Genomic DNA, 24,495 nt, shown 5'->3' on the forward strand with positions numbered 1-24,495 from the left:
CCCTCTCGTCGGCTGCGTCTGTTGTGATTATGACACCGCATCTCCATAGGGGCGCGGGGAACTGCGCGAGAAGCCCCACCGGGCCGCACCCGGCGACGAATCCGCACCAGGCAGACGCAACCCGCCCCTCACAGAAAGCCCCGGCCACCCGATGACCACGCCGTACCAGGACCTCCGCGCCCAGCTCGACACCCTCACCACCGAGGCCTTCCGGCCGGAACTCGCCGAGATCGACCAGCTCCCCACCCAGAAGATCGCCGAGCTGATGAACGCGGAGGACGCCTCCGTCCCCCAGGCGGTCGCGGACCGGCTCCCCCAGATCTCCGCCGCGATCGACGGCATCGCCGCCCGCATGGCGAAGGGCGGCCGCCTGGTCTACGCCGGCGCCGGCACCGCGGGCCGCCTCGGCGTCCTGGACGCCTCCGAGTGCCCGCCCACCTTCAACACCTGGGACGGGCAGGTCGTCGGCCTGATCGCGGGCGGCCCCGCCGCGATGGTGACGGCCGTCGAGGGCGCCGAGGACTCCAAGGAACTGGCCGCCGCCGACCTGGACGCCCTGGACCTCACCGAGCACGACGTGGTCGTCGGCATCTCCGCCTCGGGCCGCACCCCGTACGCGATCGGCGCCGTCGAGCACGCCCGCACCCGCTACGGCGCCCTCACCATCGGCCTGTCCTGCAACGCGGGCAGCGCGCTCGCCGCCGCCGCGGACCACGGCATCGAGGTCGTCGTCGGCCCCGAACTGCTCACCGGTTCGACCCGGCTGAAGTCGGGCACGGCGCAGAAGCTCGTCCTCAACATGCTGTCGACGATCACGATGATCCGGCTCGGCAAGACGTACGGGAACCTCATGGTCGACGTCCGCGCGTCGAACGAGAAGCTGCGGGCCCGCTCCCGCCGCATCGTCTCCCTGGCCACCGGCGCCGAGGACTCCGTCATCGAGGCCGCGCTCGCCGCGACCGACGGCGAGGTCAAGAACGCGATCCTCGTCGTGCTCGGCGAGGTCGACGGCCCCACCGCCGCCCGCCTCCTCACCGAGTCGGACGGACACCTGCGCGGCGCCCTCGCGGCCGCCGCCGGCACCACCGCGTAACACCCGCACGGAACCACCCCCCGCACAGCAAGGCAGCACCACCATGGCCGAGAACAAGAACCGCGACGTGGCGTCCGCGATCCTGCCGCTCGTCGGCGGCGCCGCGAACGTCACCTCCGTGGCCCACTGCATGACCCGGCTCCGGCTGGGTCTCGCGGACCGCTCCCTGGTCCGGGACGAGGAACTGAGGGCACTGCCCGACGTGATGGGCGTGGTCGAGGACGACACGTACCAGATCGTCCTCGGGCCGGGGAAGGTCGCCCGGGTCACCCCCGAGTTCGAGGAACTGGTCGAGGAGGGCCGCGCCGCGGCCCCCGCGGCCGGGGCGCACCCGGTGACGGCCGACGAACTCGCCGCACAGGGCGCCGAGTTGAAGGCGGCCCGCAAGGAGAAGAACGCGACGCCGTTCAAGCTCTTCCTGCGCCGGATCGCCAACATCTTCGTGCCCCTGATCCCGGCCCTCATCGGCTGCGGCATCATCGCCGGTCTCAACGGCCTGCTGATCAACCTGGAGTGGCTGCCCGGCATCACCCCGGCGCTCGCCGCGATCGCCTCCGGATTCATGGCCCTGATCGCGGTGTTCGTCGGCTACAACACGGCGAAGGAGTTCGGCGGCACCCCGATCCTCGGCGGCGCCGTCGCCGCGATCATCGTCTTCCCGGGCGTCGCGAACATCGAGGCGTTCGGGCAGAAGCTGAGCCCCGGCCAGGGCGGCGTCCTCGGCGCGCTCGGCGCCGCCGTCCTCGCCGTGTACGTGGAGAAGTGGTGCCGCAAGTGGGTCCCGGAGGCGGTCGACGTCCTCGTCACCCCGACCGTCACGGTCCTGGTCTCCGGCCTGGTCACGATCTTCGGCCTGATGTACGTCGCCGGTGAGGTCTCCACCGGCATCGGCACCGCGGCCAACTGGCTCCTGGACAACACCGGCGCGTTCGCGGGCCTGGTCCTCGGCGGCCTGTTCCTGCCCCTGGTCATGCTCGGCCTGCACCAGGCCCTCATCCCCATCCACACCACCCTCATTGAGCAGCAGGGCTACACGGTCCTGCTCCCGATCCTCGCCATGGCGGGCGCCGGCCAGGTCGGCTGCGCCATCGCCGTCTTCAAGCGCCTGAAGAGGAACAAGTCGATCCGTACGACCATCAAGTCGGCGCTCCCCGCGGGCTTCCTGGGCGTCGGCGAGCCCCTCATCTACGGCGTCTCGCTCCCCCTCGGCCGCCCGTTCGTCACCGCGTGCGTGGGCGGCGCGGCGGGCGGTGCCTTCGTCGGCCTGTTCTCGATGCTCGGCGACAAGGTCGGCTCGACCGCCATCGGCCCGTCCGGCTGGGCCCTCTTCCCCCTCCTCGACGGCAACAAGGGCCTCGGCACGACCGCCGCGATCTACGGCGGCGGACTCCTGGTCGGCTACGTCGTCGGCTTCCTGGCCACGTACTTCTTCGGCTTCAGCAAGCAGATGCTGATCGACCTGAACGCGGACGTCGACGCGGGAGAGTCCGCGGCGGCCCGGTCCGAGGAGGGCCCGTCGGCCCCGCACACCGACCCGACGAAGGAACCGGCCCAGGTCTGACCCGGCCGTGCAGCCAGCGCAGTCAGGTGTACACGTTCATGCGTACACCTGACTACACTGGCTTCATGAGCGAGGACGTCACCATCCGCGACGCACGGGCCAACCTGGCCGAGGTCGTCGACCGGGCCGAGGCCGGCGAGGTCACGGTGCTGACCCGCAAGGGGAAGCGGGTCGCCGCACTCGTCCCCATAGAGGTGCTCGACACGCTCGACGACGCGGCGGACGAACTCGCCGCACGGGAGGCCGAACGGCATCGGGACGACCCCACGGTGAGCATGGCCGAACTGCTGGCCGACCTCTTCGAGGGCGACGGAACCGAAGCCGGTTCCCGGGACGACGTCGCGTGAAATACGCCTTCCGGTTCACCACGCACGCGCAGCGCCGGCTCCGCACGATCGACCGCCAGCAGGCCATGCGCATTCTCACGGCACTGACCGCCCTGGGCGACGACCCGTACCGGGAGGACGCCGACACCAAGAAGCTGACCGGGCACGACGGCCTGTTCCGCCTCCGCGTCGGCAGCTTCCGGATCGTCTACGAGATCCACGACAACGTGCTGACCATCCTCGTCCTCCACGTCGGCAACCGCGGAGACGTCTACCGGAGCCTGCCCAAGTCGTAGCCGGAGATCGCCGGCCGTCCAGTGGGTGCGGGCCGAGCGGAGGAGCCGCGCGACGTCCGCGACGGCGGCGCGCCCCTCACCGCCGGCCGTCCCGGCGCCGCAGGCAGCCCGCGCAGTCGCGGGCCTGCGGGACGACGGTCAGCCACTGCCGGTCCATCGGGCGGCCGCAGCGCCGGCAGATCCCGTACGTGCCGTCGTCCATGCGGCGCAGGGCCGCCTCGACGTCGGCGAGGACCATCCGCGCGGACGCCGCGAGCCGTACGCCGACCTCCAGCTGCCCGGCGTCCTCGCGCCGCCGGCCCTCGGCGCGCGAGGACACGGGTTCGGCGAGCCGCGCCAGCTGCTCGCGGCGGAACAGCAGCTGCTCGTGCAGGTTCTCGCGCAGCGCCGCCAGGTCGGCGGCCGAGAGAGGCGACGCGCCCGCGGGGTGCCCGGTCGTCACGGCGCCTCAGACCGGCCGGGGCCGGCAGCCCACGCAGTGCCGCGTGTACGGCAGGATCTCCAGCCGCTCCGCGGGCACCGGCCGGGCACAACCCTGACAGATCCCGTACGTGCCGTCATCGACCCGCCCGAAGGCGGCCTCGATCTCGCCGAGCACCTCCCGCATCGCGGTCCGCTGCGCCACCAGCAGATGGTCCTCGGCGCTCTGGCCCCGCGCGTCCAGGGCGTCCAGCTGCGTGAGCCGGGACGCGCGCGCGTGCTCCAGGCGCCGGCGCGCCTCGTCCGGGTGGGCCGCGGCCCGGCCCCGGCCGCCGTCGAGCGACATCGTCATCCCCGATTCCTGACAGGTCCGGTCCGCACCGGTGGGCGTGCGCCCCCCGAGGGCGCACACCCTCGATCCTGGCCCGCCGAACCGTTTTCCCCCATGGGTCGCAGCACCCATTTCGACGGGGTACCGGAGCCCATTTCGCGCCGCGGGGCCTCGCGGCCCGGGGCCCGGTGATCCCGTACGTACGCGGAGGAGGCATCCTCGGGAGCGGATGACGGAACACGAGGGGAGGGGCGGGACGGTGTCCTTGTTCTGGCGGATCTTCGCCCTGAACGCGGTGGTGCTCGGCGCGGCCACCGCGCTGCTGCTGTGGGCACCGGTCACCGTGTCGGTGCCGGTGCTGCTGACCGAGGCGGTCATCCTGGTCGGCGGCCTCGCGGTCATGCTGGTCGCCAACGCCGCGCTGCTGCGCCTGGGCCTCGCCCCGCTCGACCGGCTGACCCGGCTGATGACGACCGTGGACCTGCTGCGCCCCGGCCAGCGGCTGCCCGCCGCCGGGCGCGGGGAGGTCGCCGACCTGATCCGTACGTTCAACGCGATGCTGGAGCGCCTGGAGCAGGAGCGGGCCGCGAGCAGCGCCCGCGTGCTGCTCGCGCAGGAGGCCGAACGGCGGCGCATCGCCCAGGAGCTGCACGACGAGGTGGGCCAGAGCATGACGGCGATCCTGCTCCTCCTCGGCCGGGTCGCGGGGGACGCGCCGCAGCCGCTGCGCGCCGAGCTGCACGAGACGCAGGAGATCACCCGGGGCACCCTGGACGAGGTACGGCGCCTGGTGCGCCGGCTGCGGCCGGGCGTCCTCGACGACCTGGGCCTGGTCAGTGCCCTGACCTCGCTCACCCAGGACTTCGCCACGCATGTCGGGCTGCGCGTCACGCGCGCCTTCGACACCGACCTGCCGGCCCTCCCGCCCGAGACGGAACTCGTCCTCTACCGCGTCGCCCAGGAGTCGCTGACCAACGCGGCCCGGCACGCGGACGCCGAACACGTCACCGTGGCCCTGCGCCGCACCGGCGACGGCGTCACCCTCACCGTCACCGACGACGGCCGCGGCATGCGGGCCGCGCACGAGGGCGCCGGGGTGCGCGGGATGCGCGAACGGGCCCTGCTGGTCGGCGGCCGCCTCGACATCACCCCGTCCCCCGGCGACGGCCCGGGCACCCGCGTCCTGCTGACGGCGCCCGCGGCGGCGCCCCCGGTGAGAAAGCCATGACCATGCCCCCCGCTTCCGAACGCCTGCTGCCCCGCCCGGCCCGCATCCTGCTGGCCGACGACCACGCCCTGGTGCGGCGCGGCGTCCGGCTGATCCTCGATCTGGAGCCCGACCTGGAGGTGGTCGCCGAGGCCGGCGACGGGGGCGCGGCCGTCGAACTGGCCCGCGACCCCGCGCTCGCCCTGGACCTGGCGATCCTCGACATCGCGATGCCCCGCCTCACCGGCCTCCAGGCGGCCCGCGAACTGGCCGCGCTCCGGCCGGGCCTGCGCATGCTGATGCTGACCATGCACGACAACGAGCAGTACCTGTTCCAGGCGCTGAAGGCCGGGGCGGGCGGCTACGTGCTGAAGTCCGTCGCGGACCGGGACCTGGTCGCCGCGTGCCGGGCGGTGATGCGCGACGAGCCGTTCCTCTACCCCGGCGCGGTCACGTCCCTGATCCGCAACTACCTAGACCGGGCCCGCGCCGGCGAGGAGACCCACGACCGGCTCCTCACGCCCCGCGAGGAGGAGGTCCTCAAGCTGGTGGCGGAGGGCCACTCGTCGAAGGAGATCGCCGAACTGCTCTTCATCAGCGTGAAGACGGTCCAGCGCCACCGGGCGAACCTGCTCCAGAAACTCGGCATGCGCGACCGCCTGGAACTCACCCGCTACGCGATCCGCGCGGGCCTGGTCGAACCCTGACCCCTAGTAGTACACGCCCGGCAGATACACGTCCGGCTTGGCGAACCCGGGCCCCGGCTCCACGATCCCGGCGGCCGCGGCCTGCTCGTTCGACATGATCACGGTGTCGTCCACGGGAGGCACGGGCCCGGCGGCACTCGCCACCCCGGCCGCCCCCAGCACCCCGACGACCCCCACCACCGAACCCACCACACCCCGCACGGCCCTGCCCACCCACTCATTCATCGTCATGCCCCGCTCAACGAGGGGGTGGGGCGGGAGGTCACGGATCGCCCCGGCTGCGAGAGCGGCCGCGCGGGCGCATCCTGGCCACATGGCTGAGAGCACGTTTTCGAAGATCGCGTGGACCGAGTTCCGTCCCGACCAGCGGCGCCTGGCCGCCGGAGCCGCACTGACCGGCCTCGGCATGCTCACCGCCGCGGCGGGGATCGGCGTACTCGTCTACGAACTGGCCCGCGCGGGCCGCACCTGGACCGGCGCCTGGGAGGTCCCGCCCACCGAGATGGCCTCCCGCGCCTTCCACCACGCCCAGGCGGCAGCCCAGAGCGCCGCCCAGGCCGGCAAAACCACCTGGCAGACCTACCAGGAAACCAACAGCACCCCGTAACACCCCCACTGCCTCCATAGCGGGGCGCGGGGCCGCACCCGATCAGCGACTCCGTCGCGGGGCGCGACCGGCCAGCCCCTGGGGCGCACGGAGTGTGCCTTCAGGGGCGCGGGGCTGTGCCCGATCAGCGACTCCGTCGCGGGGCGCGACCGGCTGGCCCCTGGGGCGCACGGAGTGTGCCTTCAGGGGCGCGGGGAACTGCGCGAGAAGCCCCACCGGGCCGCACCCGGCGACGAAAGCCGCATGAGGCAGACGCGCCCCCGCCCCCGGTCCGGAAACGCCCGTGGGCGGTACCCCCCGAAGGGGGCACCGCCCACAGGTTCAGACTGACCTGAGCCCAGAAGACCGGCTCAGAAGTCCATGTCACCGCCCGGCATGCCACCCGGAGCAGCCGCGGCGGCCTTCTCCGGCTTGTCGGCGATGACGGCCTCGGTGGTGAGGAAGAGCGCGGCGATGGAGGCGGCGTTCTGCAGGGCAGAGCGGGTCACCTTCGCCGGGTCGAGGATGCCCTCGGCGATCATGTCGACGTACTCGCCCGTGGCGGCGTTCAGACCGTGGCCGACGGCCAGGTTGCGCACCTTCTCCACGACGACGCCACCCTCGAGACCACCGTTGACGGCGATCTGCTTGAGCGGGGCCTCGAGCGCGAGCTTCACGGCGTTGGCGCCGGTCGCCTCGTCACCCTCGAGCTCGAGCTTCTCGAAGACCGCGGAGGCCTGCAGCAGGGCCACGCCACCACCGGCGACGATGCCCTCTTCGACGGCCGCCTTCGCGTTGCGAACGGCGTCCTCGATGCGGTGCTTGCGCTCCTTGAGCTCGACCTCGGTGGCCGCGCCCGCCTTGATGACGGCCACGCCGCCGGCGAGCTTGGCGAGGCGCTCCTGGAGCTTCTCGCGGTCGTAGTCCGAGTCGCTGTTCTCGATCTCGGCACGGATCTGGTTGACGCGGCCCTGGACCTGGTCGCTGTCACCGGCGCCGTCGACGATCGTCGTCTCGTCCTTGGTGATGACGACCTTGCGGGCGCGGCCGAGCAGGTCGAGACCGGCGTTCTCCAGCTTGAGGCCGACCTCCTCGGAGATGACGGTGCCGCCCGTGAGGATGGCGATGTCACCGAGCATGGCCTTGCGGCGGTCGCCGAAGCCCGGGGCCTTGACGGCGACGGACTTGAAGGTGCCACGGATCTTGTTGACGACCAGCGTGGACAGGGCCTCGCCCTCGACGTCCTCGGCGATGATCAGCAGCGGCTTGCCCGACTGCATGACCTTCTCCAGGAGCGGAAGGAGGTCCTTCACGTTGGAGATCTTGGAGTTGACGATCAGGATGTACGGGTCGTCGAGCGACGCCTCCATACGCTCCATGTCGGTGGCGAAGTACGCCGAGATGTAGCCCTTGTCGAAGCGCATGCCCTCGGTGAGCTCGAGCTCAAGACCGAAGGTCTGCGACTCCTCGACGGTGATGACGCCTTCCTTGCCGACCTTGTCCATGGCCTCGGCGATGAGCTCGCCGATCTGGGTGTCGGCGGCGGAGATGGAGGCCGTCGAAGCGATCTGCTCCTTGGTCTCGACATCCTTCGCCTGCTCCAGGAGGGCGGCGGAGACGGCCTCGACGGCCTTCTCGATGCCACGCTTCAGGGCCATCGGGTTGGCACCGGCGGCCACGTTGCGCAGGCCCTCGCGGACCAGCGCCTGGGCGAGGACGGTCGCGGTCGTCGTGCCGTCACCGGCGACGTCGTCCGTCTTCTTCGCGACCTCCTTGACCAGCTCGGCGCCGATCTTCTCGTACGGGTCCTCGAGCTCGATCTCCTTGGCGATGGACACACCATCGTTGGTGATCGTGGGGGCGCCCCACTTCTTCTCGAGGACGACGTTGCGACCCTTGGGGCCCAGGGTCACCTTGACGGCGTCGGCGAGCTGGTTCATGCCGCGCTCGAGGCCGCGCCGTGCCTCCTCGTCGAACGCGATGATCTTGGCCATGTGAAGTGGTCCTCCCGGACGGGGTGGAAACGCAAACGGATCGTGGCTGGTGCCCGCGACGGACGGCCTGCGCGCCTTGTGGTTCCTTGCCCCACCCGGCCCGCGGGCCTCACCGACCCGATCCAAGTTCTGTCACTCTCACTCGGAGAGTGCTAAGCCCAATGATTAGCACTCGACCCATGCGAGTGCAAGCGGCTACCACAGATCCGCGGCGCCGCGCGCCACCCCGCCACCGACCCCAAAGCCCCGGACCGCGGACCCGGGCCCCGGACCCCGGGCAGCACGAAGGGCCCGCGCCCCCGATCGGGGACACGGACCCTCGTGTCGTACGAAGCTTGCAGTCAGACGCGCGCGCTTCAGCCGGCGGCAAGCCGAACCATGTCGGCCTGCGGCCCCTTCTGGCCCTGCGAGATCTCGAACTCGACCCGCTGACCCTCTTCCAGGGTGCGGTAGCCGTCCATCTGAATCGCGCTGTAGTGGACGAATACATCCGCACCACCGTCGACCGCGATGAAGCCGTACCCCTTCTCCGCGTTGAACCACTTGACGGTGCCCTGAGCCATGCCTAACTCCCCTATTACTGGCCCTTGCACAGGACCGCACTTCGCGGACCCGGGTCAGACCTCACCCCCCAATGGATGGAGGTGTGCGCCGGAACGCGTCGACCGCGGCCGAATGTATCTGCCCAACTGCCCTCTGCAACAGGTCAATCGGACGAGAATTCTGAGCGCCCGCGATCGGGGAAACCGGGCCAACTCACCGGATCCCAGGGCAAGTCGGGCCGCATAAATGCCATAAAAGGCCCGAATGGGCGGGGCACTTTGGCTGCTTCTCAGCGGGATTCACGCAAGAACTCATATGCGTCCGTCATGCACCACGGACGGAAGCGGAGCAGCTTCCCCAACTGTACCCCGCTCAACCATGCAGAATTGCCCCCTCCCCATATCTCGCCGGGGGGGCCAATCTGGTAACTCTGGGTAAGTCAGGGAAATCCCGCACGGGTCGAGCCGATCAGCCGCCGGCGACGGCGGGAATGATCGAGACGCCGGCGCCGTCCGGCGTCGCGGTCTCCAGGCCCTGCTCGAAGCGGACGTCGTCGTCGTTCACGTACACGTTCACGAAACGGCGCAGCTTGCCCTGGTCGTCCAGCACGCGGGCGGCGATCCCCGTGTGGTTCTTCTCCAGGTCGGCGATGACGTCGGCGAGGGTCGCCCCCTCGGCCGGCACCTCGGCCTGACCACCGGTGTAGGTGCGGAGAATGGTGGGGATCCGGACGTTGACGCTCATGGTTTCACCTCTGGCGATCTCAGCCCCTGGGGGTCCCCCCGGACGAAGTCTGGGGGAGATTGAGGAGCGGGGGTGCGGGGGCAGAGCCCCCGGTTTCGGGAAGGGGCGGGGTCGGGGAAGGACTACTGAGCGAGCCCAGCCTCACGGAACGCATCCAGGCTCGGCCGGATGGTCGCCGTGGCCTGCGACGTCTCAGCGACAGCGTCCAGCGTCTTCAGACCGTCACCCGTGTTCAGCACGACAGTCGTCAGCGACGGATCGATCAGCCCCGCCTCGATGAGCTTCTTGGTGACACCGAGCGTCACACCGCCGGCGGTCTCCGCGAAGATGCCCTCGGTCCGCGCGAGCAGCTTGATCGCGTCGACGACCTGCTCGTCGTTCACGTCCTCCACGGCGCCACCGGTGCGGCGCGCGATGTCGAGGACGTACGGGCCGTCGGCCGGGTTGCCGATGGCGAGCGACTTGGCGATCGTGTTCGGCTTCTGCGGGCGGACGACGTCGTGGCCGCCCTTGTAGGCGACGGAGACCGGCGAGCAGCCCTCGGCCTGGGCGCCGAAGAGCTTGTACGGCTTGTCCTCGACGAGGCCGAGCTTGATGAGCTCCTGCAGACCCTTGTCGATCTTCGTGAACTGCGAACCGGACGCGATCGGGATGACCAGCTGGTCCGGCAGCTGCCAGCCCAGCTGCTCGCAGATCTCGTAGGCGAGCGTCTTGGAGCCCTCGCCGTAGTACGGGCGCAGGTTCACGTTGACGAAGCCCCAGCCCTCGCCCAGCGGGTCGCCGATGAGCTCGGAGCAGAAGCGGTTCACGTCGTCGTAGTTGCCCTCGATGGCGACGAGGTCACCGCCGTAGACACCGGCCATGACGACCTTGCCCTGCTCCAGGTCGTGCGGGATGAACACGCAGGAGCGGAAGCCGGCGCGGGCGGCGGCGGCGCCGACGGCACCGGCCAGGTTGCCCGTGGAGGAGCAGGAGAGGGTGGTGAAGCCGAAGGCGCGGGCAGCCTCGATGGCCTGGGCGACGACGCGGTCCTTGAAGGAGTGCGTCGGGTTGCCGGAGTCGTCCTTGACGAACAGCTTGCCCTGCTCGACGCCGAGTTCGCGGGCCAGGTTGTCGGCCTTGACCAGGTGGGTCCAGCCCGGGTTCAGGTTCGGCTTCTCGGCGACGTCCGCCGGGACCGGCAGGAGCGGGGCGTAGCGCCAGATGTTCGCGGGGCCGGCCTCGATCTGCTTGCGGAGCGCCTCGGGGTCGCCGACGGGAAGGTCGTACGCGACTTCCAGAGGCCCGAAACACTCGACGCACGCGAAGATCGGACCGAGCTCGAACTTCGCACCGCACTCGCGGCAGGAGAGACCCGAGGCGGGACCGAGGTCCACGGTCTTCTCGGAGGGGGTGGTTCCGGTGGCGACAGTCTGTACAGCCATGAGAGGCGAGGCCCTTTCTCCTCATCTTCCTCACGACGCATCTCGCCGTGAGACGGATTTGGCACCTTCCCTAGCCGGGAGCCTCGCGGTGGACAGTTGCGGTGTCCTACGAGACCGGCTGGAGGGTTGCCGGGGCTTCAACGGGCCGTATCCCTCTGCCCCTCTGGATGAGCGGTATTCGATTGTTGAACGTGGCCGACGGTGACCCCGGCATGCGGTGGTCCCCGGCCTTGTTCAAGACTGTAACCGACGGCTTGGGCGCTTGAGATAGTCGTCCGAACCGCGAGATGGATCACAAATCGTCCCGCACCACCACGCGGAGTGAGGAGCAGCCGACCGTGCTGGAAGAGGTAGAGCGCTGGCTGAACGAGCGCTCCTGGTCCGTGGCGGACCGGCCACTGCACCAGCTGATCGCCGCGAAGCGCGCGTCGGGGCAGACCGTGAGCGTCGTGCTGCCGGCCCTCGACGAGGAGGCGACGGTCGGCCAGATCGTGTCGGTGATCCGGCGCGAACTGATGACGGACGCGGTGCCGCTGGTCGACGAGCTGGTGGTCGTGGACTCCGGGTCCACGGACCGGACCTCCGAGGTCGCGGCGGCGGCCGGGGCGCGGGTCGTGCACCGGGACGCGATCCTGCCGCGGCTCCCGGCCCGGCCCGGCAAGGGCGAGGTGCTGTGGCGCTCGCTCCTCGTGACGTCCGGGGACATCGTCTGCTTCGTGGACGCGGACCTCAAGGAGTTCTCCGCGGACTTCGTGTCCGGAATCGTCGGGCCGCTGCTCACCGACCCGGACGTGCAGTTGGTGAAGGCGATGTACGACCGGCCGCTCGGTGACGCCGTCGGGCAGGGCGGGCGGGTGACCGAGCTGGTGGCGCGGCCGCTGCTCAATCTGCACTGGCCGCGGCTGGCCGGATTCGTGCAGCCGCTCGGCGGCGAGTACGCGGCCCGCCGGTCGCTGCTCGAACAGCTGCCGTTCCCGGTCGGGTACGGGGTCGAGCTGGGGCTGCTCGTGGACGCGCTGCACACGGTGGGCCTGGGCGCGCTCGCGCAGGTCGACGTGGGGGTCAGGAAGCACCGGCACCAGGACGGGCAGGCGCTCGGACGGATGGCGGCGGCGATCTACCGCACGGCGCAGCTGCGGCTCGCGCGCGGGCATCTGGTGCGGCCGGTGCTGACCCAGTTCGAGCGGGGCGAGAAGGGCTTCGAGCCGCGTACGCACGACGTGGACACGGAGGAGCGGCCTCCGATGGCCGAGATCGACGAGTACCGCGAGCGCCGGGTGGCGTGAGCGCCTTACACGTTTGAGGTGTTTCGGCGGCGGCTAGCTTGGGCGTATGGCTTCCACTCCTGGTGCTGCTGAGGTTCTTGTCGCGTCCAACCGGGGACCGGTCTCGTACGCCGTCGGGGACGACGGCACGGTCACGGCCAAGCGGGGCGGGGGCGGGCTCGTGTCCGCGCTGAGCTCCGTCGACGACAAGCTGTGGGTGTGCGCGGCGCTCGGCGACGGGGACCGGGAGGCGGTGCGGCGCGGGATCACCGAGCCGGGTGTGCGGATGCTCGACATCGACCCGGAGGTGCACGCGTCCGCGTACAACGGGATCGCGAACTCGGTGCTGTGGTTCGTGCACCACATGCTGTACCAGACCCCCCTGGAGCCGTCGTTCGGACCGGAGTTCCGACGGCAGTGGGCGGCGTACGAGGAGTACAACCGGGCGTTCGCCCGGGCGCTCGCGGACGGGGCGGCCGAGGGCGCGACGGTCGTGGTCCAGGACTACCACCTGGCCCTGGTGCCGGGCATGCTCCGCGCGCTCCGTCCCGACCTGCGCATCGGGCACTTCTCGCACACGCCGTGGGCGCCCGTCGACTACTTCCGGATGCTGCCGGACGACATTGCGGAGCAGCTGCTGCGGGGGATGCTCGGAGCGGACCGGCTGGGCTTCCTCACCCGGCGCTGGGCGGACGCGTTCACGGAATGCTGCGCGCGGATCGTGGGCGGGCCCGGCGGTACGGAGATCGGGGTGCACGGGCTCGGGGCCGACGCGGAGTTCCTGCGGGAGCGGGCGCACCGGGAGGACGTCGAGGAGCGGCTCGCGGCGCTGCGGGAGCAGGTGGGCGCGGGGCGCAAGGTCGTGGTGCGGGTGGACCGCACGGAGCTGTCCAAGAACATCGTGCGCGGGCTGCGGGCCTTCGAGCTGCTCCTCGAGACGCGGCCGGAGTGGCGGGAGCGGGTCGTGCATCTCGCGTTCGCGTATCCGTCGCGGCAGGACCTGGAGGTGTACCAGGAGTACACGGCGGAGGTCTCCTGGGTCGCGGCGTCGATCAACTCCCGTTTCGGTACGGAGGACTGGACGCCGGTCGTCCTCCACGTGAAGGACGACTTCGCGCGCTCGCTGGCGGCGTACCGGCTGGCGGACGTCGCCCTCGTGAACCCGATCCGGGACGGCATGAACCTGGTCGCCAAGGAGGTGCCGATCGTCTCCGACGGGGGCGGGTGCGTGCTCGTGCTCTCGCGGGAGGCGGGGGCGTACGAGGAGCTCGGGGAGGACGCGCTCGGGGTCAATCCCTATGACCTGATCGGGACGGCGGAGGCGTTGGGCGCGGCGCTCGACATGCCGGAGGGGGAGCGGGTGGCGCGGGGCGAGCGCTTGGCGGCGGCGGGATCCTCGTTGCCGCCCGCCCAATGGTTCCTCGCCCAACTGAAGGCCCTCCACAAGCCCTGACCCCGCCGCCCGGCGCCGCCGCCGTAGGGGCCGAACATCGTCGCCGACCGCGCCACCGTCGTGGTCGCTCGCGCAGCCACCGTAGGGGCCGAACATCGTCAGGGGCCGAGCATCGTCGCCGGCCGCGCCACCGTCGTGGTCGCTCGCGCAGTTCCCCGCGCCCCTTACGGGGCGCATCCACCCCAGCACCGATCGCGCCCCCGCCCGGGATCTGTGCATCGACACCGCCCCGAGTGCCGGACGGGGCCGCCCTGCCCCCTCTCGCCCCTGCCCCAGCCACTCCGGCTCCCCCGGCATATAGCCCGCCCCCTTCTCCCACCCTCCCGCCCCCTCCGGGGGCGTCGGCCCGGCACCCGGCCTCGGGCAGCACCCCAGCCCGGGGCACGCATCCGGTCTCCCCAGCCTTGGGCAGTCTGCCGCCTGGGGCGGCACGGGTGGGCAAGGCGGCACCCCGGCGCCGGGTGCGCGATGCGGTCGGCCTCCGCTACAGCGCCGCGCCGTAGGGGCCGAACACCGTCGCCGACTGCCGCGCCGTCCTGGTTGCTCGCGCAGTTCCCCGCGCCCCTGACGGGGCACATCCGCCCCGGCGCCGGGCAGACAGGGCCGATCGCGCCCACGCGGCGGAGCCGCACATCGGCACAGCCCCGCGCCCCTGACGGGGCACATCCGCCCCGGCGCCGGGCAGACAGGGCCGATCGCGCCCACGCGGCGGAGCCGCACATCGGCGCAGCCCCGCGCCTCTGACGGGGCACATCCGCCCCGGCGCCCCGGTCCAGCCCCGCGCGGCCCGCGGGACTTACCGGGCGCCCAGTTCCGTGGCCAGGGATTTCAGGAGAGTGACCACTCCGGACGGGCCGGGGACGGTGAGGTCGGAGCGGCCGGCCAGGTCGGGGACTTCTTCGCTGGCGCTGCAGACCAGGAGGCCCGGGGTTCCGTTCGCGCGGAGTTTCTCGACGGCGGCGTACGCCGGGAGGTCGCCGAGGTCGTCGCCGGCGTAGAGGACGGACTCGGCGCCCGTCTCGCGGACGTACTCGGTCAGGGCCACGCCCTTGTCGACGCCGGGGGGACGCAGTTCGAGGACGAGGCGGCCGGGTTCGACGACGAGGCCGTGGCGGGCGGCGAGGGCGGAGAGAGGGGCGCGCAGGGCGTCGAAGGCGGCCTGGGGGTCGGGGGCGCGGCGCGTGTGGACGGCGACGGCACGGCCCTTCTCCTCCACGTACGTGTCGTGCCACAGGCCGGCCGTTTCGAGGACCCCGGGCAGTTCGGAGCGCACCCCGGCGACTCCGGGGTGCGGCGCGGGCGCGTGGACGGTGCCGGTGACGGCGTCCCAGCGCTCGGCGCCGTAGTGGCCGAGGACGACGAGGTGTTCGAGCCCGGGCACTCCGGCGAAGCCGCCGTGGCGGACGGCGACGCCGGCGGGGCGTCCGGTGATGACGGCGACGGAGGCGACGCGGGGCGCGAGGGCGGCGAGCGCGGGGACGGCGTCGGGGTGGGCGCGGGCCTGCTCGGGGTCGGGGACGATCGGGGCGAGGGTTCCGTCGAAGTCGAGGGCGATCACGCTCCGCTCGGGGCGGGCGAGAAGCGCGGCCAGGCCTTCACGGCCGGCGGCAGTCCGTGGGGCGTCCATAGGGGCGACCCTAGAGCCGTACGCCCGAGTACCGCACCCCGGCGATTTCCGGCCGCCGGTCCCGGCCCCGCCCGGCTACCGCTCCGCGCGCCGCGATTCCCTGACCCGGCGCAGCCGGTTCACGGTCACGGGGGCGTGGGCGAGGGCGCGCTCGTCGTCGATGAGGGCGTTGAGGAGCTGGTAGTAGCGCACGGGGGCGAGGTCGAGCTCCTCGCGGATGGCCCGCTCCTTGGCCCCCGGCGACGGCCAGCTCCGCCCCTCGAACGCGAGCAGCGCCTTCTCGCGCTCCCCGAGCCCGGAGGGGAGTATGTCGTCCATGCCGCCCACGCTACTCGGCGGACTCCGCGGCCGCCGCCTCGTTCTGGATCCGGCCGAGGACGGACGCGGGGCTTCCGTTCGGGGCGACGGTGGCGCCGATCTGCTTCTTGATCTCGGCGCTGATCTCGGGCCAGGACGTCTTGTTCGCCGGGTAGTAGGTGGCGCCGGCGAGCTCGTCGATGAAGGGGCTGAGGGCCTTGTCCTGCGGGGCGTCGCGCATCTCGTCGGAGGCGGAGGCGGTGACGGGGGCGACGGTGTACTCGCGGGAGAAGTCGAGGACGTTCTTCTCGCTGTAGACGAAGTCGAGGAACGCGCCGACCGCCTTGGCGTGGCCGCCTTCCTTGAAGGCCATCATCCAGTCGGTGACGCCCATGCGGCTCTTGGGGGTGCCGTCGGGGCCGGGCACGGCGACGTCTCCGTAGGCGACGCCCTTGGCCTTGGCCATGTTCATGAGGGTGGGGTGCCCGGAGAGCATGCCGACCTCGCCGTTGGCGAAGGCCTTGAAGGCGGGGGTGCGGTTGAGGCGCGCGGGGGCGGTGGGGCCGGTGAGTCCGGCGCCGACGAGGTCGTCCTTGAGCCAGTTCAGGGCGCGGACGTTCTGCGGGGTGTCGATGGAGTACGAGCCGACGTTGTCGGTGTAGCCGCCGCCGTTGGAGAGCATCCAGATGAGGGTCTCGGCCTGGGCCTCCTCGCCGCCGAGCGGCAGCGCGAAGGGGTAGGTGACGCCCTGCGCCTTGAGGGCGCGGGCGGCGGTGACCAGCTGGGACCAGGTCTTCGGGGGCTCGATGTCGGCCTGCGCGAAGAGCTTCTTGTTGTAGAAGAGGCGGCGCGTGGAGGCGGCGAACGGCATGCCGTACTGGGTGCCGCCGACCTCGCCGGCCCGGCTCATCTCGCCGAGGAAGTCGGCCTGGACGGGCACGGAGAGCAGCTGGGAGACGGGGTAGAGCTGTCCGGCGGCCGCGTAGTCGGCGTAGGCGCCGACCTGGGCCATGTCGGGCGGATCCCCGGCGTCGACCATCGCCTTGACCTTGGCGTCGACGTCTTCCCAGGAGTAGACCTCCACGTCGACGCGGACGCCGGGGTGGTCCTTCTCGTACGCGTCGGTCAGCGCGTCCCAGTACTTCTGCGAGGTGTTGTCCTCGGAGTCGCCGTAGTCGGCGGCGACGAGCTTCAGCGTCACGTCACCGGAGCCTGTGGCTCCGCACCCCGTGAGCAGCGACGACGTGGCCACGACGGCCAGTGCGGCCGCCGCGGTCAGGGCTGTCCTCCCCTTGCGCACTGCCGGTCCCCCACCCTGGTCGGTCGGCCCCGGGTCTCTCCCACGGCCCTCGAACAGAAGGTCTACACCACAGGCGGGCCGGATCGGAAACGCACGTTCGGGCGTCGGCCACACGGCCGTACGAGGCTACGCCCGAAAGCGGAGTTCATGATTCCTCAAGTTGTGGTTCTTTCATGGTTGTTGCGGGGGCGGCGCACCCTTATCGTGATCGCGCTCCGCGACGATCTTGAACCGCCGCCGAGTGGTCGCCCTAGTGGACTAGACCTCTTATGGGTGGACGCGCGACACTGTCCCCCGTGAGACATGTCATCGCCCTGGACGTGGGCGGCACCGGAATGAAGGCCGCCCTGGTCGGGGCGGACGGCACGCTCCTGCACCAGGCGCGCCGCGCGACGGACCGCGAGCGCGGCGCGGACGCGGTCGTCGAAACGATCCTCGACTTCGCCGCCGAGCTGCGCGCGTACGGCGAGGAGCACCACGGCGAGAGCGCGGTCGCCGCCGGCGTCGCCGTGCCCGGCGTCGTCGACGAGGACCACGGCATCGCGCTGTTCGCCGCGAACCTCGGCTGGCGGGACGTGCCCATGCGGGCCCTGCTCAGCGAGCGGCTCGGCGGCATCCCGGTCGCCCTCGGCCACGACGTGCGCACCGGCGGGCTCGGCGAGGGCCGGCTCGGCGCGGGCCGCGACGCCGACCGCTTCCTGTTCATGCCGCTCGGCACCGGCATCGCGGGCGCCATCGGGATCGACGGCCGGATCGAGCCCGGCGCGCACGGCTCGGCGGGCGAGATCGGCCACGTCGTCGTACGGCCCGGCGGGACGCCCTGCGGCTGCGGCCAGCGCGGCTGCCTGGAGCGGTACGCCTCCGCCTCGGCCGTCACCCTGGCCTGGCGGGAGGCGAGCGGCGACGCGAAGGCCACCGCCGCGGACTGCGCCCGGTCCGTCGACGCCGGCGACCCCCTCGCCGCGAAGGTCTGGCAGGACGCGGTGGACGCCCTCGCCGACGGACTGGTGCTCGCTCTCACTCTGCTGGACCCGCGCACCCTGATCATCGGTGGCGGTCTGGCCGAGGCCGGGGAAACCTTGTTCACACCCCTGCGGGCCGCGGTCGCCGAACGCGTCACCTTCCAGTCGCCCCCCACGATCGTCCCGGCCGTCCTCGGGGACACCGCCGGATGCCTGGGCGCGGGCCTCCTCGCCTGGGACCTGCTCGCCGCCACCGAGCACCCCGAGAAAGCCGAAGCCGACAGCACGGACAACACGGAGGTAACCGCCTGATGGCCACAGCAAAGGTGCTCGCCGGTGCCCGGGTGGTACTGCCCACCGGGACCGTCGCCGACGGACGCGTCGTCGTCGACGGCACGCGGATCGCCGGGGTCACCCCGGACGGCGCCGAGACCGTCGACCTGTCCGGCCACTGGGTGGTCCCCGGCTTCGTCGACATGCACAACCACGGCGGCGGCGGCGCCTCCTTCACCTCCGGCACCGTCGACGAGGTCCTCAAGGGCGTCGCGACGCACCGTCTGCACGGCACCACGACCGTCGTCGCCTCCCTGGTGACGGGCGAGGTCGACTTCCTGACCCGGCGCGCCGGGATCCTCTCCGAGCTGGCCGAGCAGGGCGAGATCGCGGGCATCCACTTCGAGGGCCCGTTCATCTCCCCGTGCCGCAAGGGCGCCCACGACGAGACGCTGCTGCGCGACCCGGACCCGGCCGAGGTGCGCAAGCTGATCGACGCCGCGCGCGGCCAGGCCCGTATGGTCACGCTCGCCACCGAGCTGCCGGGCGGCATCGACTCGGTGCGCCTGCTCGCCGAGCACGGGGTGATCGCGGCGATCGGCCACACCGACGCCACGTACGAGCAGACGGTCGAGGCGATCGACGCGGGCGCCACGGTCGCCACCCACCTCTACAACGCGATGCCGGGCCTCGGGCACCGCGCGCCCGGGCCGATCGCCGCGCTCCTGGAGGACGAGCGGATCACCGTCGAGCTCATCAACGACGGCACGCATCTGCACCCGGCCGCCCTGGAGCTGGCGTTCCATCACAAGGGCGGCGAGAAGGTCGCGTTCATCACCGACGCGATGGACGCGGCGGGCTTCGGCGACGGGCGCTACATGCTCGGCCCGCTGGAGGTCGAGGTGAAGGACAGCGTGGCGCGCCTGGTGGAGGGCAACTCGATCGCGGGCTCGACGCTGACCCTGGACCGCGCGTTCAAGCGGGCCGCGACGATCGACCGGATTCCGGTCGAGGACGTCGTGCGCGCGATCTCCGCCAATCCGGCGCAACTGCTGGGCGTGTACGACCGGGTGGGCTCCCTGGAGCCCGGCAAGGACGCCGACCTCGTGGTCCTGGACGAGGCGTTCGACCTCAAGGGCGTGATGCGCAAGGGTGAGTGGCTGGTCGAGCCCGAACTGGCCTGACATCGTTGTTGGTTGAACCGGCCCTCGCTCCGGGGGCTGGGCCAACCGCCGCCTCTTTGGCATGATCGGCCCCCGTTACCGAAAGTACGCACGGCTCCGGCACGTGCGCGTATCCGACGGGGGGTGAGGGCCGATGATCCTCACGGTCACGCTGAACACCGCACTCGACATCACGTACGGGGTCAAGGCGCTGCGCCCGCACGCCTCGCACCGCGTCACGGAGGTCACCGAACGGCCCGGCGGCAAGGGGCTCAACGTGGCCCGGGTGCTCGCCGCGCTCGGCCACGAGACCGCCGTGACCGGCTTCGCCGGCGGCCCGACGGGCGAGCAGGTGCGCGCGGGGCTGCGCGGCACGGAGCGGGTGCGGGACGCGCTGGTGCCGGTCGCGGGGCCGACCCGTCGCACGATCGCCGTCGTCGACGCCACGACCGGCGACACGACGCAGCTCAACGAGCCGGGCCCGCTGATCACTCCGGCCGAGTGGGCCGCCTTCCAGGAGTCCTACGAGCGGCTGCTGCGCTCCGCGTCCGCGGTCGCCCTGTGCGGCAGCCTTCCGCCGGGCGTCCCGGTCGGCGCCTACGCCACCCTCGTACGGGCCGCGCGCGCCGTGTCCGTGCCCGTGCTGCTCGACACCAGCGGGGAGCCGCTGCGCCGCGGCATCGCGGCCCGCCCCGACATCGTGAAGCCGAACGCGGACGAGCTGGCCGAGCTGACGGGCTCGCACGAGCCGCTCGGCGCGATGAAGGACGCCCGCAGACGCGGCGCCCACAGCGTCGTCGCCTCCCTGGGCGCGGAGGGACTGGTCGCCCTCACCCCCGAGGGCGAGTGGCGCGCCCCGGCCCCCGACCGGCTGTCCGGCAACCCGACGGGCGCCGGCGACTCGGCGGTCGCGGGCCTGCTCAGCGCCTGGGTGGAGAAACTGCCCTGGCCGGACCGGCTGGCCCGCGCCGTCGCCCTGTCTGCGGCGACGGTGGTGGCCCCGGTGGCCGGCGAGTTCGACCGCGCGACCTACGAGGACCTACTGGCGAAGGCCGAGGTGCGCGAGCGCGCCGAGGCCGGGTGAGCGACTAGCCGCGGGTCAGCCAGAGGCGGTCGAAGTTCGCGTTGCACTGGTTGCCCTCGGCGCAGGAGATCGTGATCGCGTTCGTCCCCTTGGTGAGCTGGACGATGGCCCACGTGTTCGTCCAGCCCTTCGCCCAGTCGCCTTCCTCGGCGCCGGCGAAGTTCTTCATGTTCAGCGGGCGCTGCTGCTTCGTCCCGTTGACGTCGATCGTCGCGTCGGAGTCCTTGCCGGGGACCCCGTAGTCGACGTGCAGCTTGTACTGGCCGTCCTTCGGGATGCCGCTGACGGTCCAGGTCAGCGCGGCGCCGGGCTGGCTGAAGCCCGCGACGTACTGGCCGCCCGCGGCCTTCGCGCCCGGCACCTCGGCGGAGATGGAGGTGCCGCCGGCCAGCGTCAGCTTCTTCGCGTCGGTCTTGGGCAGGGGACCCGGCTTGGCCGGCTGCTTCGACGGCTCCTGGCTCGGCTCGACCGTCTGCGCCGGAGCGCTCGACGCGGGGCCGCCCGCTTCGCCGCCCTTGTCGTCCGTGTCGTTGCCGAGCATGGCCACGCCGATGCCGATGACGACGGCGGCCACGACGGCGACGGCGCCGATCAGCAGCGCCTTCGTGTTCGGACCGCCGGAGCCCCGGCCGCCGGAGCCGCGCCCGTGCGAGGCCGCCTGGGGCGGGCCGGGCTGCGACGGGGCGCCGTGCACCGTCTCGGGTGCCTGGTAGTGCGCGTTGGGCTGGCCGTACGCGGCGGTCTGCTGGCCGTACGCCGCCGTCTGCTGCTGCGGCGGGACCTGCTGCCCGTACTGGCGCTCGCCGACCGCGCGGACCTGGTTGTACGAGGTGCGGGGGGTGCGGGAGTTCGGGTAGCCGTAGCCACCGCCCCCGCCGTCCGGCGGGGTCGCCCCGGCCGCCTGACCGTCGGCGTACAGATAGCCGAACGGGTCGTCGCCCTCGGGCGTGGTGTTCGCGCCGTTGTTGCCGGGCGCCATCCCTGATCACTCCCTACACGTGTGCTTACCGGGGGAGCGTACCCGGTATGGGGGAGCCCAAGGAGTGGCCTTGACCTCACCGAGACCGGTGGAGGCGGGGCGCCCCAGGTCAGCCCGCCCGCCTGTGCTGTTTGGCACGTGATCTTTTCTCCACGTACATCCGCTGGTCGGCGGACTGGAGCACTTCCTCGGCCGTCATCCCGCAGTGCGCCCAGCCGATGCCGAAGCTGGCGCCGACGCGTACGGCCCGGCCGTCCACCCGGATCGGGGGGATGATCGCGTTGCGCAGGCGGACCGCGAGGTCCTCGGCGTCCGCGCGGCACAGCCCGTCGGCGAGCACCACGAACTCGTCGCCGCCGAGCCGGGCGACCGTGTCCCCGTCGCGGACTCCGCTGGTCAGCCGCCGGGCGACCTCGATGAGGACCGCGTCGCCCGCGTTGTGCCCGAAGCGGTCGTTGATCGACTTGAAGCCGTCGAGGTCGCAGAAGAGGACGGCGAGGCCCTTGGTGCCGTCGTCGACGCCCTCGCCGTCGGGGGCCACGACGTGCACGTGGTGGTCGAAGCCGTCGTAGCCCTCGTACAGGCCGGAGGTGTGCGGGACGATCGCGCCGAAGTCGAAGCCGTGCCCGTTCGAGTCCACCGCCGCGTGGGCGCTCTGGTCCCCGTACGCCGCGTCGAGCGAGTCGACGGCGCTGGGCCGGCCGTCCTGCGGGCGGATGCACAGCCGGGCGGAGAGGCGGGCGCGCAGCTCCGCCGAGTTGGGCAGCCCGGTCAGCGAGTCGTGCGAGGCGCGGTGGGCGAGGTGCAGCTCGCGGCGCTTGCGCTCCTCGATGTCCTCGACGTGGGTGAGCAGGAAGCGGGGGCCGTCGGCGGCGTCGGCCACCACCGAGTTGCGCAGCGAGACCCACAGGTAGGTGCCGTCGCGGCGGGCCAGGCGCAGCTCGGCGCGGCCGCCCTCGGCGGAGGTGCGCAGCAGGGTGCCGATGTCCTCGGGGTGCACGAGGTCGGAGAAGGAGTAGCGGCGCATCGCGGAGGCGGGGCGGCCGAGCAGCCGGCACAGCGCGTCGTTGGTGCGCAGGATCCGGCCGTGCTGGTCGCCGCCCATCTCGGCGATGGCCATGCCGGAGGGCGCGTACTCGAAGGCCTGGCGGAAGCTTTCCTCGCTGGCGCGCAGGGCCTGCTGCTCGCGCTCCAGGCGGACCAGGGCGCGCTGCATGTTGGCCCGCAGCCGGGCGTTGCTGATCGCGATGGCGGCCTGGAAGGCGTACATCTGGAGGGCCTCGCGGCCCCAGGCGCCGGGCCGCCGCCCGTTGCGCGGGCGGTCGACGGAGATGACGCCGAGCAGCTCGCCGCCGGCGGCGCCCGTCGCGTACATGGGGGCGAAGAGGCGGTCCGCGGGGTGCCACTCGTCCTCGAAGCGGGGCGGCGGGCCGTCGGTGAACCACTGCGGGACGTCGTCCTCGTCGAGGATCCAGCCCTCGGTGTGCGAGATGAAGCGGAGCTCGCCCCAGGCCTCGCCCATCGCGAGCCTGCGGTCCCAGGAGGTGCGGGAGCCGACGCGGCCGGTGATCAGGGCCTCGGCGGTCGGGTTGCCGGAGAAGGCGGCGACGACCAGGTCGCCGTCACCGCGGACGAGGTTCACACAGGCCAGCTCGTACCCGAGTCCGGTGACGACACCGTCGGCGACGGTCTGCAGGGTGTCGGCCAGGCTGCGGGCGGTGTTCATGTCCGCCATCACCTGGTGCAGCTGACGCAGGGTCGCAAGACGGACGTAGGGCTCCGACTCGGTCTCCATGCTCAGCTCTCCCCGAGACCTCGACAGCACTCCAGAATTCTCATCGGCTCTGTTCGCACGTGCAGCAGCACGTTCATTTCGCAGTGTCGACCGCCACTGAATCACAGCGAGCAGCTCACCCGGTACACAGGGTCAACAAAAAGGGCGCCCTGTGACTCAAGTCACAAGCGATCGACGTGGGTTGGACGATTGAACGGAGGATCCGGTTCCGCCGGAAGCCCTCCGGTTCCGCCGGGAGACCTAGGTCCTGGCTCGGCCCCGGGTCCGATGCGGGACGCCGGGCCGGGCGATTAGCGTCGTACGCGTGTTGAAGACTCCCCCTGCCGCGCCCGTACCGCCCGCCTCCCTCGTCCCGGCCGTCCCCGCCGGGCATCCTGAAGGCGTGAGCCACGACGAGTTCCGCGCCGCCCTGTCCCGCCTGGCCTCGGGGGTCGTCCTGCTGACCGCGACCGAACCCGACCTCGATCCCGACGACCCGGCCGCCCCGACCGGCGAGTACGCGGGCATGACCGCGACGGCCTTCATGTCCGTCTCGCTCGACCCGCCGCTCGTCCTCGTCTCGCTGCGCAACAACTCCCGGATGGACGACCTCCTCGACGAGCAGCCCCTGTGGGCGGTGTCCGTCCTCGCGGAGTCGCAGAGCCACATCGCGGGCCGGTTCGCCATGAAGGGCCGCCTCAGCGACCGGCTCCTCTTCGAGGACATCCCGTACGTGCGGGGGGAGCGGACGGGGGCGCCGCTCGTGGGCGGGGCGCTGGCGACGCTCGAGTGCCGTACGGAGCAGCGGGTTGTCGCCGGGGACCACACGCTGGTCATCGGCCGGGTCCTGAGCGCGGCGCTTCCCAGCGTCGAGGGGGGCCCGCTCATGTACTTCCGGGGCCGCTACCGCCACCTGGGCTAGGGCGGGGGGCGCCTTCTCATCTGCCGAGTGCGCCCGGTGCGCGGCTGCGGGTCCGTCGTGGTTGGTCGCGCAGTTCCCCGCGCCCCTGAAATGCATGCCCTTCGGGCGCATTTCCCCGAGAAAGGTGCCCGTCGGCTTCTCCTCGGGGAAGGCGCGGGATGCCC

At 72.1% G+C, this 24,495-nt stretch carries 25 protein-coding genes and 1 riboswitch; of the genes, 13 read left to right on the plus strand and 12 right to left on the minus strand.

Annotated features, from left to right (window positions below; all coding sequences use genetic code 11):
* Positions 1 to 151: 151 nt before the first annotated feature.
* From murQ to ACFW9D_RS28530, 4 genes are all read left to right on the plus strand, one after another.
* On the plus strand, positions 152 to 1,093 hold the full coding sequence (gene murQ / locus ACFW9D_RS28515; protein WP_188337644.1) for an N-acetylmuramic acid 6-phosphate etherase: 942 nt from the start codon (positions 152 to 154) through the stop codon (positions 1,091 to 1,093).
* A 43-nt stretch (positions 1,094 to 1,136) separates the two neighbouring features.
* A complete protein-coding gene (locus tag ACFW9D_RS28520) occupies positions 1,137 to 2,654 on the plus strand; it encodes a PTS transporter subunit EIIC (RefSeq protein ID WP_384626408.1) in 1,518 nt (505 codons plus the stop codon).
* Positions 2,655 to 2,719: 65 nt separating this feature from the next.
* Entirely contained in the window at positions 2,720 to 3,001 is a 282-nt protein-coding gene (locus ACFW9D_RS28525) for a type II toxin-antitoxin system Phd/YefM family antitoxin (RefSeq protein WP_188337646.1), read from the plus strand.
* Positions 2,998 to 3,276, plus strand: a complete 279-nt coding sequence (locus ACFW9D_RS28530; RefSeq protein WP_384626412.1) for a type II toxin-antitoxin system RelE/ParE family toxin — start codon at positions 2,998 to 3,000, stop codon at positions 3,274 to 3,276. The genes ACFW9D_RS28525 and ACFW9D_RS28530 overlap by 4 nt, the downstream gene beginning before the upstream one ends.
* Before the next feature lie 76 nt (positions 3,277 to 3,352).
* Here ACFW9D_RS28530 and ACFW9D_RS28535 read toward each other — a convergent pair whose 3' ends face one another.
* Together ACFW9D_RS28535 and ACFW9D_RS28540 are read right to left on the minus strand one after the other, a co-directional pair.
* On the minus strand, positions 3,353 to 3,718 hold the full coding sequence (locus ACFW9D_RS28535) for a TraR/DksA family transcriptional regulator (protein WP_384626415.1): 366 nt from the start codon (positions 3,716 to 3,718) through the stop codon (positions 3,353 to 3,355).
* Positions 3,719 to 3,724: 6 nt separating this feature from the next.
* A complete protein-coding gene (locus tag ACFW9D_RS28540) occupies positions 3,725 to 4,042 on the minus strand; it encodes a TraR/DksA family transcriptional regulator (protein WP_384626444.1) in 318 nt (105 codons plus the stop codon).
* A gap of 244 nt (positions 4,043 to 4,286) precedes the next feature.
* Here ACFW9D_RS28540 and ACFW9D_RS28545 point away from each other — a divergent pair, with 244 nt between their 5' ends.
* Both ACFW9D_RS28545 and ACFW9D_RS28550 read left to right on the plus strand, forming a co-directional pair.
* Positions 4,287 to 5,255 (plus strand): sensor histidine kinase, encoded by a 969-nt coding sequence (locus ACFW9D_RS28545; protein WP_188337649.1) that lies wholly within the window; start codon positions 4,287 to 4,289, stop codon positions 5,253 to 5,255.
* Between the two features lie 2 nt (positions 5,256 to 5,257).
* The gene (locus ACFW9D_RS28550) at positions 5,258 to 5,941 is read left to right on the plus strand and encodes a response regulator (protein WP_384626417.1); all 684 of its coding nucleotides are present in this window, start codon (positions 5,258 to 5,260) and stop codon (positions 5,939 to 5,941) included.
* A 3-nt stretch (positions 5,942 to 5,944) separates the two neighbouring features.
* Here ACFW9D_RS28550 and ACFW9D_RS28555 read toward each other — a convergent pair whose 3' ends face one another.
* Complete coding sequence (locus tag ACFW9D_RS28555) at positions 5,945 to 6,172, minus strand: hypothetical protein (RefSeq protein ID WP_188337650.1); 228 nt, start codon at positions 6,170 to 6,172, stop codon at positions 5,945 to 5,947.
* Between the two features lie 82 nt (positions 6,173 to 6,254).
* On the opposite strand from ACFW9D_RS28555, the gene ACFW9D_RS28560 reads away from it, so the two are divergent.
* Positions 6,255 to 6,548, plus strand: coding sequence for a hypothetical protein (locus ACFW9D_RS28560; RefSeq protein WP_188337651.1), 294 nt, complete (start codon positions 6,255 to 6,257; stop codon positions 6,546 to 6,548).
* Between the two features lie 350 nt (positions 6,549 to 6,898).
* Here ACFW9D_RS28560 and groL read toward each other — a convergent pair whose 3' ends face one another.
* From groL to thrC, 4 genes are all read right to left on the minus strand, one after another.
* Positions 6,899 to 8,521 carry a chaperonin GroEL gene (gene groL, locus ACFW9D_RS28565; RefSeq protein ID WP_188337652.1) on the minus strand — a complete coding sequence of 541 codons (1,623 nt, stop codon included), beginning with the start codon at positions 8,519 to 8,521 and terminating at the stop codon, positions 6,899 to 6,901.
* Positions 8,522 to 8,877: 356 nt separating this feature from the next.
* Complete coding sequence (locus ACFW9D_RS28570) at positions 8,878 to 9,084, minus strand: cold-shock protein (protein WP_005486335.1); 207 nt, start codon at positions 9,082 to 9,084, stop codon at positions 8,878 to 8,880.
* A gap of 448 nt (positions 9,085 to 9,532) precedes the next feature.
* Positions 9,533 to 9,808: a MoaD/ThiS family protein gene (locus ACFW9D_RS28575; protein WP_188337653.1), complete on the minus strand. Its 276-nt coding sequence runs from the start codon at positions 9,806 to 9,808 to the stop codon at positions 9,533 to 9,535.
* A gap of 122 nt (positions 9,809 to 9,930) precedes the next feature.
* Positions 9,931 to 11,232, minus strand: coding sequence for a threonine synthase (thrC, locus tag ACFW9D_RS28580; RefSeq protein WP_188337654.1), 1,302 nt, complete (start codon positions 11,230 to 11,232; stop codon positions 9,931 to 9,933).
* 18 nt (positions 11,233 to 11,250) lie between these two features.
* Positions 11,251 to 11,406, minus strand: a riboswitch (SAM riboswitch).
* Between the two features lie 164 nt (positions 11,407 to 11,570).
* Here thrC and ACFW9D_RS28585 point away from each other — a divergent pair.
* Positions 11,571 to 12,518: a glucosyl-3-phosphoglycerate synthase gene (locus ACFW9D_RS28585; RefSeq protein WP_384626423.1), complete on the plus strand. Its 948-nt coding sequence runs from the start codon at positions 11,571 to 11,573 to the stop codon at positions 12,516 to 12,518.
* A gap of 46 nt (positions 12,519 to 12,564) precedes the next feature.
* Positions 12,565 to 13,950: a trehalose-6-phosphate synthase gene (locus ACFW9D_RS28590; protein WP_384626426.1), complete on the plus strand. Its 1,386-nt coding sequence runs from the start codon at positions 12,565 to 12,567 to the stop codon at positions 13,948 to 13,950.
* A 796-nt stretch (positions 13,951 to 14,746) separates the two neighbouring features.
* Here ACFW9D_RS28590 and otsB read toward each other — a convergent pair.
* The 3 genes from otsB to ACFW9D_RS28605 form a co-directional block, all read right to left on the minus strand.
* Positions 14,747 to 15,577, minus strand: a complete 831-nt coding sequence (otsB, locus tag ACFW9D_RS28595; RefSeq protein ID WP_384626428.1) for a trehalose-phosphatase — start codon at positions 15,575 to 15,577, stop codon at positions 14,747 to 14,749.
* A gap of 75 nt (positions 15,578 to 15,652) precedes the next feature.
* Entirely contained in the window at positions 15,653 to 15,895 is a 243-nt protein-coding gene (locus ACFW9D_RS28600; protein WP_188337658.1) for a DUF3263 domain-containing protein, read from the minus strand.
* Positions 15,896 to 15,905: 10 nt separating this feature from the next.
* Entirely contained in the window at positions 15,906 to 17,174 is a 1,269-nt protein-coding gene (locus ACFW9D_RS28605) for an ABC transporter substrate-binding protein (protein ID WP_223206024.1), read from the minus strand.
* A gap of 296 nt (positions 17,175 to 17,470) precedes the next feature.
* On the opposite strand from ACFW9D_RS28605, the gene ACFW9D_RS28610 reads away from it, so the two are divergent.
* The 3 genes from ACFW9D_RS28610 to ACFW9D_RS28620 all read left to right on the plus strand — a co-directional run bounded on the left by ACFW9D_RS28610 (position 17,471) and on the right by ACFW9D_RS28620 (position 20,656).
* Positions 17,471 to 18,448 (plus strand): ROK family protein, encoded by a 978-nt coding sequence (locus ACFW9D_RS28610; RefSeq protein ID WP_384626433.1) that lies wholly within the window; start codon positions 17,471 to 17,473, stop codon positions 18,446 to 18,448.
* Positions 18,448 to 19,593 (plus strand): N-acetylglucosamine-6-phosphate deacetylase, encoded by a 1,146-nt coding sequence (gene nagA, locus ACFW9D_RS28615; protein ID WP_384626436.1) that lies wholly within the window; start codon positions 18,448 to 18,450, stop codon positions 19,591 to 19,593. The genes ACFW9D_RS28610 and nagA overlap by 1 nt, the downstream gene beginning before the upstream one ends.
* 133 nt (positions 19,594 to 19,726) lie before the next feature.
* Complete coding sequence (locus ACFW9D_RS28620) at positions 19,727 to 20,656, plus strand: 1-phosphofructokinase family hexose kinase (protein WP_188337661.1); 930 nt, start codon at positions 19,727 to 19,729, stop codon at positions 20,654 to 20,656.
* Positions 20,657 to 20,660: 4 nt separating this feature from the next.
* Here the strand turns inward: ACFW9D_RS28620 and ACFW9D_RS28625 are convergent, their stop codons facing one another.
* Together ACFW9D_RS28625 and cdgB are read right to left on the minus strand one after the other, a co-directional pair.
* Positions 20,661 to 21,635 carry a carbohydrate-binding protein gene (locus tag ACFW9D_RS28625; protein ID WP_384626440.1) on the minus strand — a complete coding sequence of 325 codons (975 nt, stop codon included), beginning with the start codon at positions 21,633 to 21,635 and terminating at the stop codon, positions 20,661 to 20,663.
* Between the two features lie 109 nt (positions 21,636 to 21,744).
* A complete protein-coding gene (gene cdgB, locus ACFW9D_RS28630) occupies positions 21,745 to 23,430 on the minus strand; it encodes a diguanylate cyclase CdgB (RefSeq protein ID WP_188337663.1) in 1,686 nt (561 codons plus the stop codon).
* A gap of 307 nt (positions 23,431 to 23,737) precedes the next feature.
* Between cdgB and ACFW9D_RS28635 the strand changes: the two genes are divergently transcribed.
* Complete coding sequence (locus ACFW9D_RS28635) at positions 23,738 to 24,331, plus strand: flavin reductase family protein (protein ID WP_384626448.1); 594 nt, start codon at positions 23,738 to 23,740, stop codon at positions 24,329 to 24,331.
* The last annotated feature ends 164 nt before the right edge of the window (positions 24,332 to 24,495 follow it).

Source organism: Streptomyces sp. NPDC059524, assembly GCF_042749255.1.
GTDB classification, from domain to species: domain Bacteria; phylum Actinomycetota; class Actinomycetes; order Streptomycetales; family Streptomycetaceae; genus Streptomyces; species Streptomyces xanthii.

Bases quoted from the DNA above. Each gene is read 5' to 3' on its own strand.
- nagA (WP_384626436.1), top strand. From the start codon at position 18,448: ATGGCCACAGCAAAGGTGCTCGCCGGTGCCCGGGTGGTACTGCCCACC.
- ACFW9D_RS28590 (WP_384626426.1), top strand. From the start codon at position 12,565: ATGGCTTCCACTCCTGGTGCTGCTGAGGTTCTTGTCGCGTCCAACCGG.
- murQ (WP_188337644.1), top strand. From the start codon at position 152: ATGACCACGCCGTACCAGGACCTCCGCGCCCAGCTCGACACCCTCACC.
- ACFW9D_RS28550 (WP_384626417.1), top strand. From the start codon at position 5,258: ATGCCCCCCGCTTCCGAACGCCTGCTGCCCCGCCCGGCCCGCATCCTG.
- thrC (WP_188337654.1), bottom strand. From the start codon at position 11,232: ATGGCTGTACAGACTGTCGCCACCGGAACCACCCCCTCCGAGAAGACC.
- ACFW9D_RS28570 (WP_005486335.1), bottom strand. From the start codon at position 9,084: ATGGCTCAGGGCACCGTCAAGTGGTTCAACGCGGAGAAGGGGTACGGC.
- ACFW9D_RS28575 (WP_188337653.1), bottom strand. From the start codon at position 9,808: ATGAGCGTCAACGTCCGGATCCCCACCATTCTCCGCACCTACACCGGT.
- ACFW9D_RS28625 (WP_384626440.1), bottom strand. From the start codon at position 21,635: ATGGCGCCCGGCAACAACGGCGCGAACACCACGCCCGAGGGCGACGAC.
- ACFW9D_RS28600 (WP_188337658.1), bottom strand. From the start codon at position 15,895: ATGGACGACATACTCCCCTCCGGGCTCGGGGAGCGCGAGAAGGCGCTG.
- ACFW9D_RS28560 (WP_188337651.1), top strand. From the start codon at position 6,255: ATGGCTGAGAGCACGTTTTCGAAGATCGCGTGGACCGAGTTCCGTCCC.
- ACFW9D_RS28525 (WP_188337646.1), top strand. From the start codon at position 2,720: ATGAGCGAGGACGTCACCATCCGCGACGCACGGGCCAACCTGGCCGAG.
- cdgB (WP_188337663.1), bottom strand. From the start codon at position 23,430: ATGGAGACCGAGTCGGAGCCCTACGTCCGTCTTGCGACCCTGCGTCAG.
- ACFW9D_RS28620 (WP_188337661.1), top strand. From the start codon at position 19,727: ATGATCCTCACGGTCACGCTGAACACCGCACTCGACATCACGTACGGG.
- ACFW9D_RS28555 (WP_188337650.1), bottom strand. From the start codon at position 6,172: ATGACGATGAATGAGTGGGTGGGCAGGGCCGTGCGGGGTGTGGTGGGT.
- groL (WP_188337652.1), bottom strand. From the start codon at position 8,521: ATGGCCAAGATCATCGCGTTCGACGAGGAGGCACGGCGCGGCCTCGAG.
- ACFW9D_RS28520 (WP_384626408.1), top strand. From the start codon at position 1,137: ATGGCCGAGAACAAGAACCGCGACGTGGCGTCCGCGATCCTGCCGCTC.
- ACFW9D_RS28540 (WP_384626444.1), bottom strand. From the start codon at position 4,042: ATGTCGCTCGACGGCGGCCGGGGCCGGGCCGCGGCCCACCCGGACGAG.
- otsB (WP_384626428.1), bottom strand. From the start codon at position 15,577: ATGGACGCCCCACGGACTGCCGCCGGCCGTGAAGGCCTGGCCGCGCTT.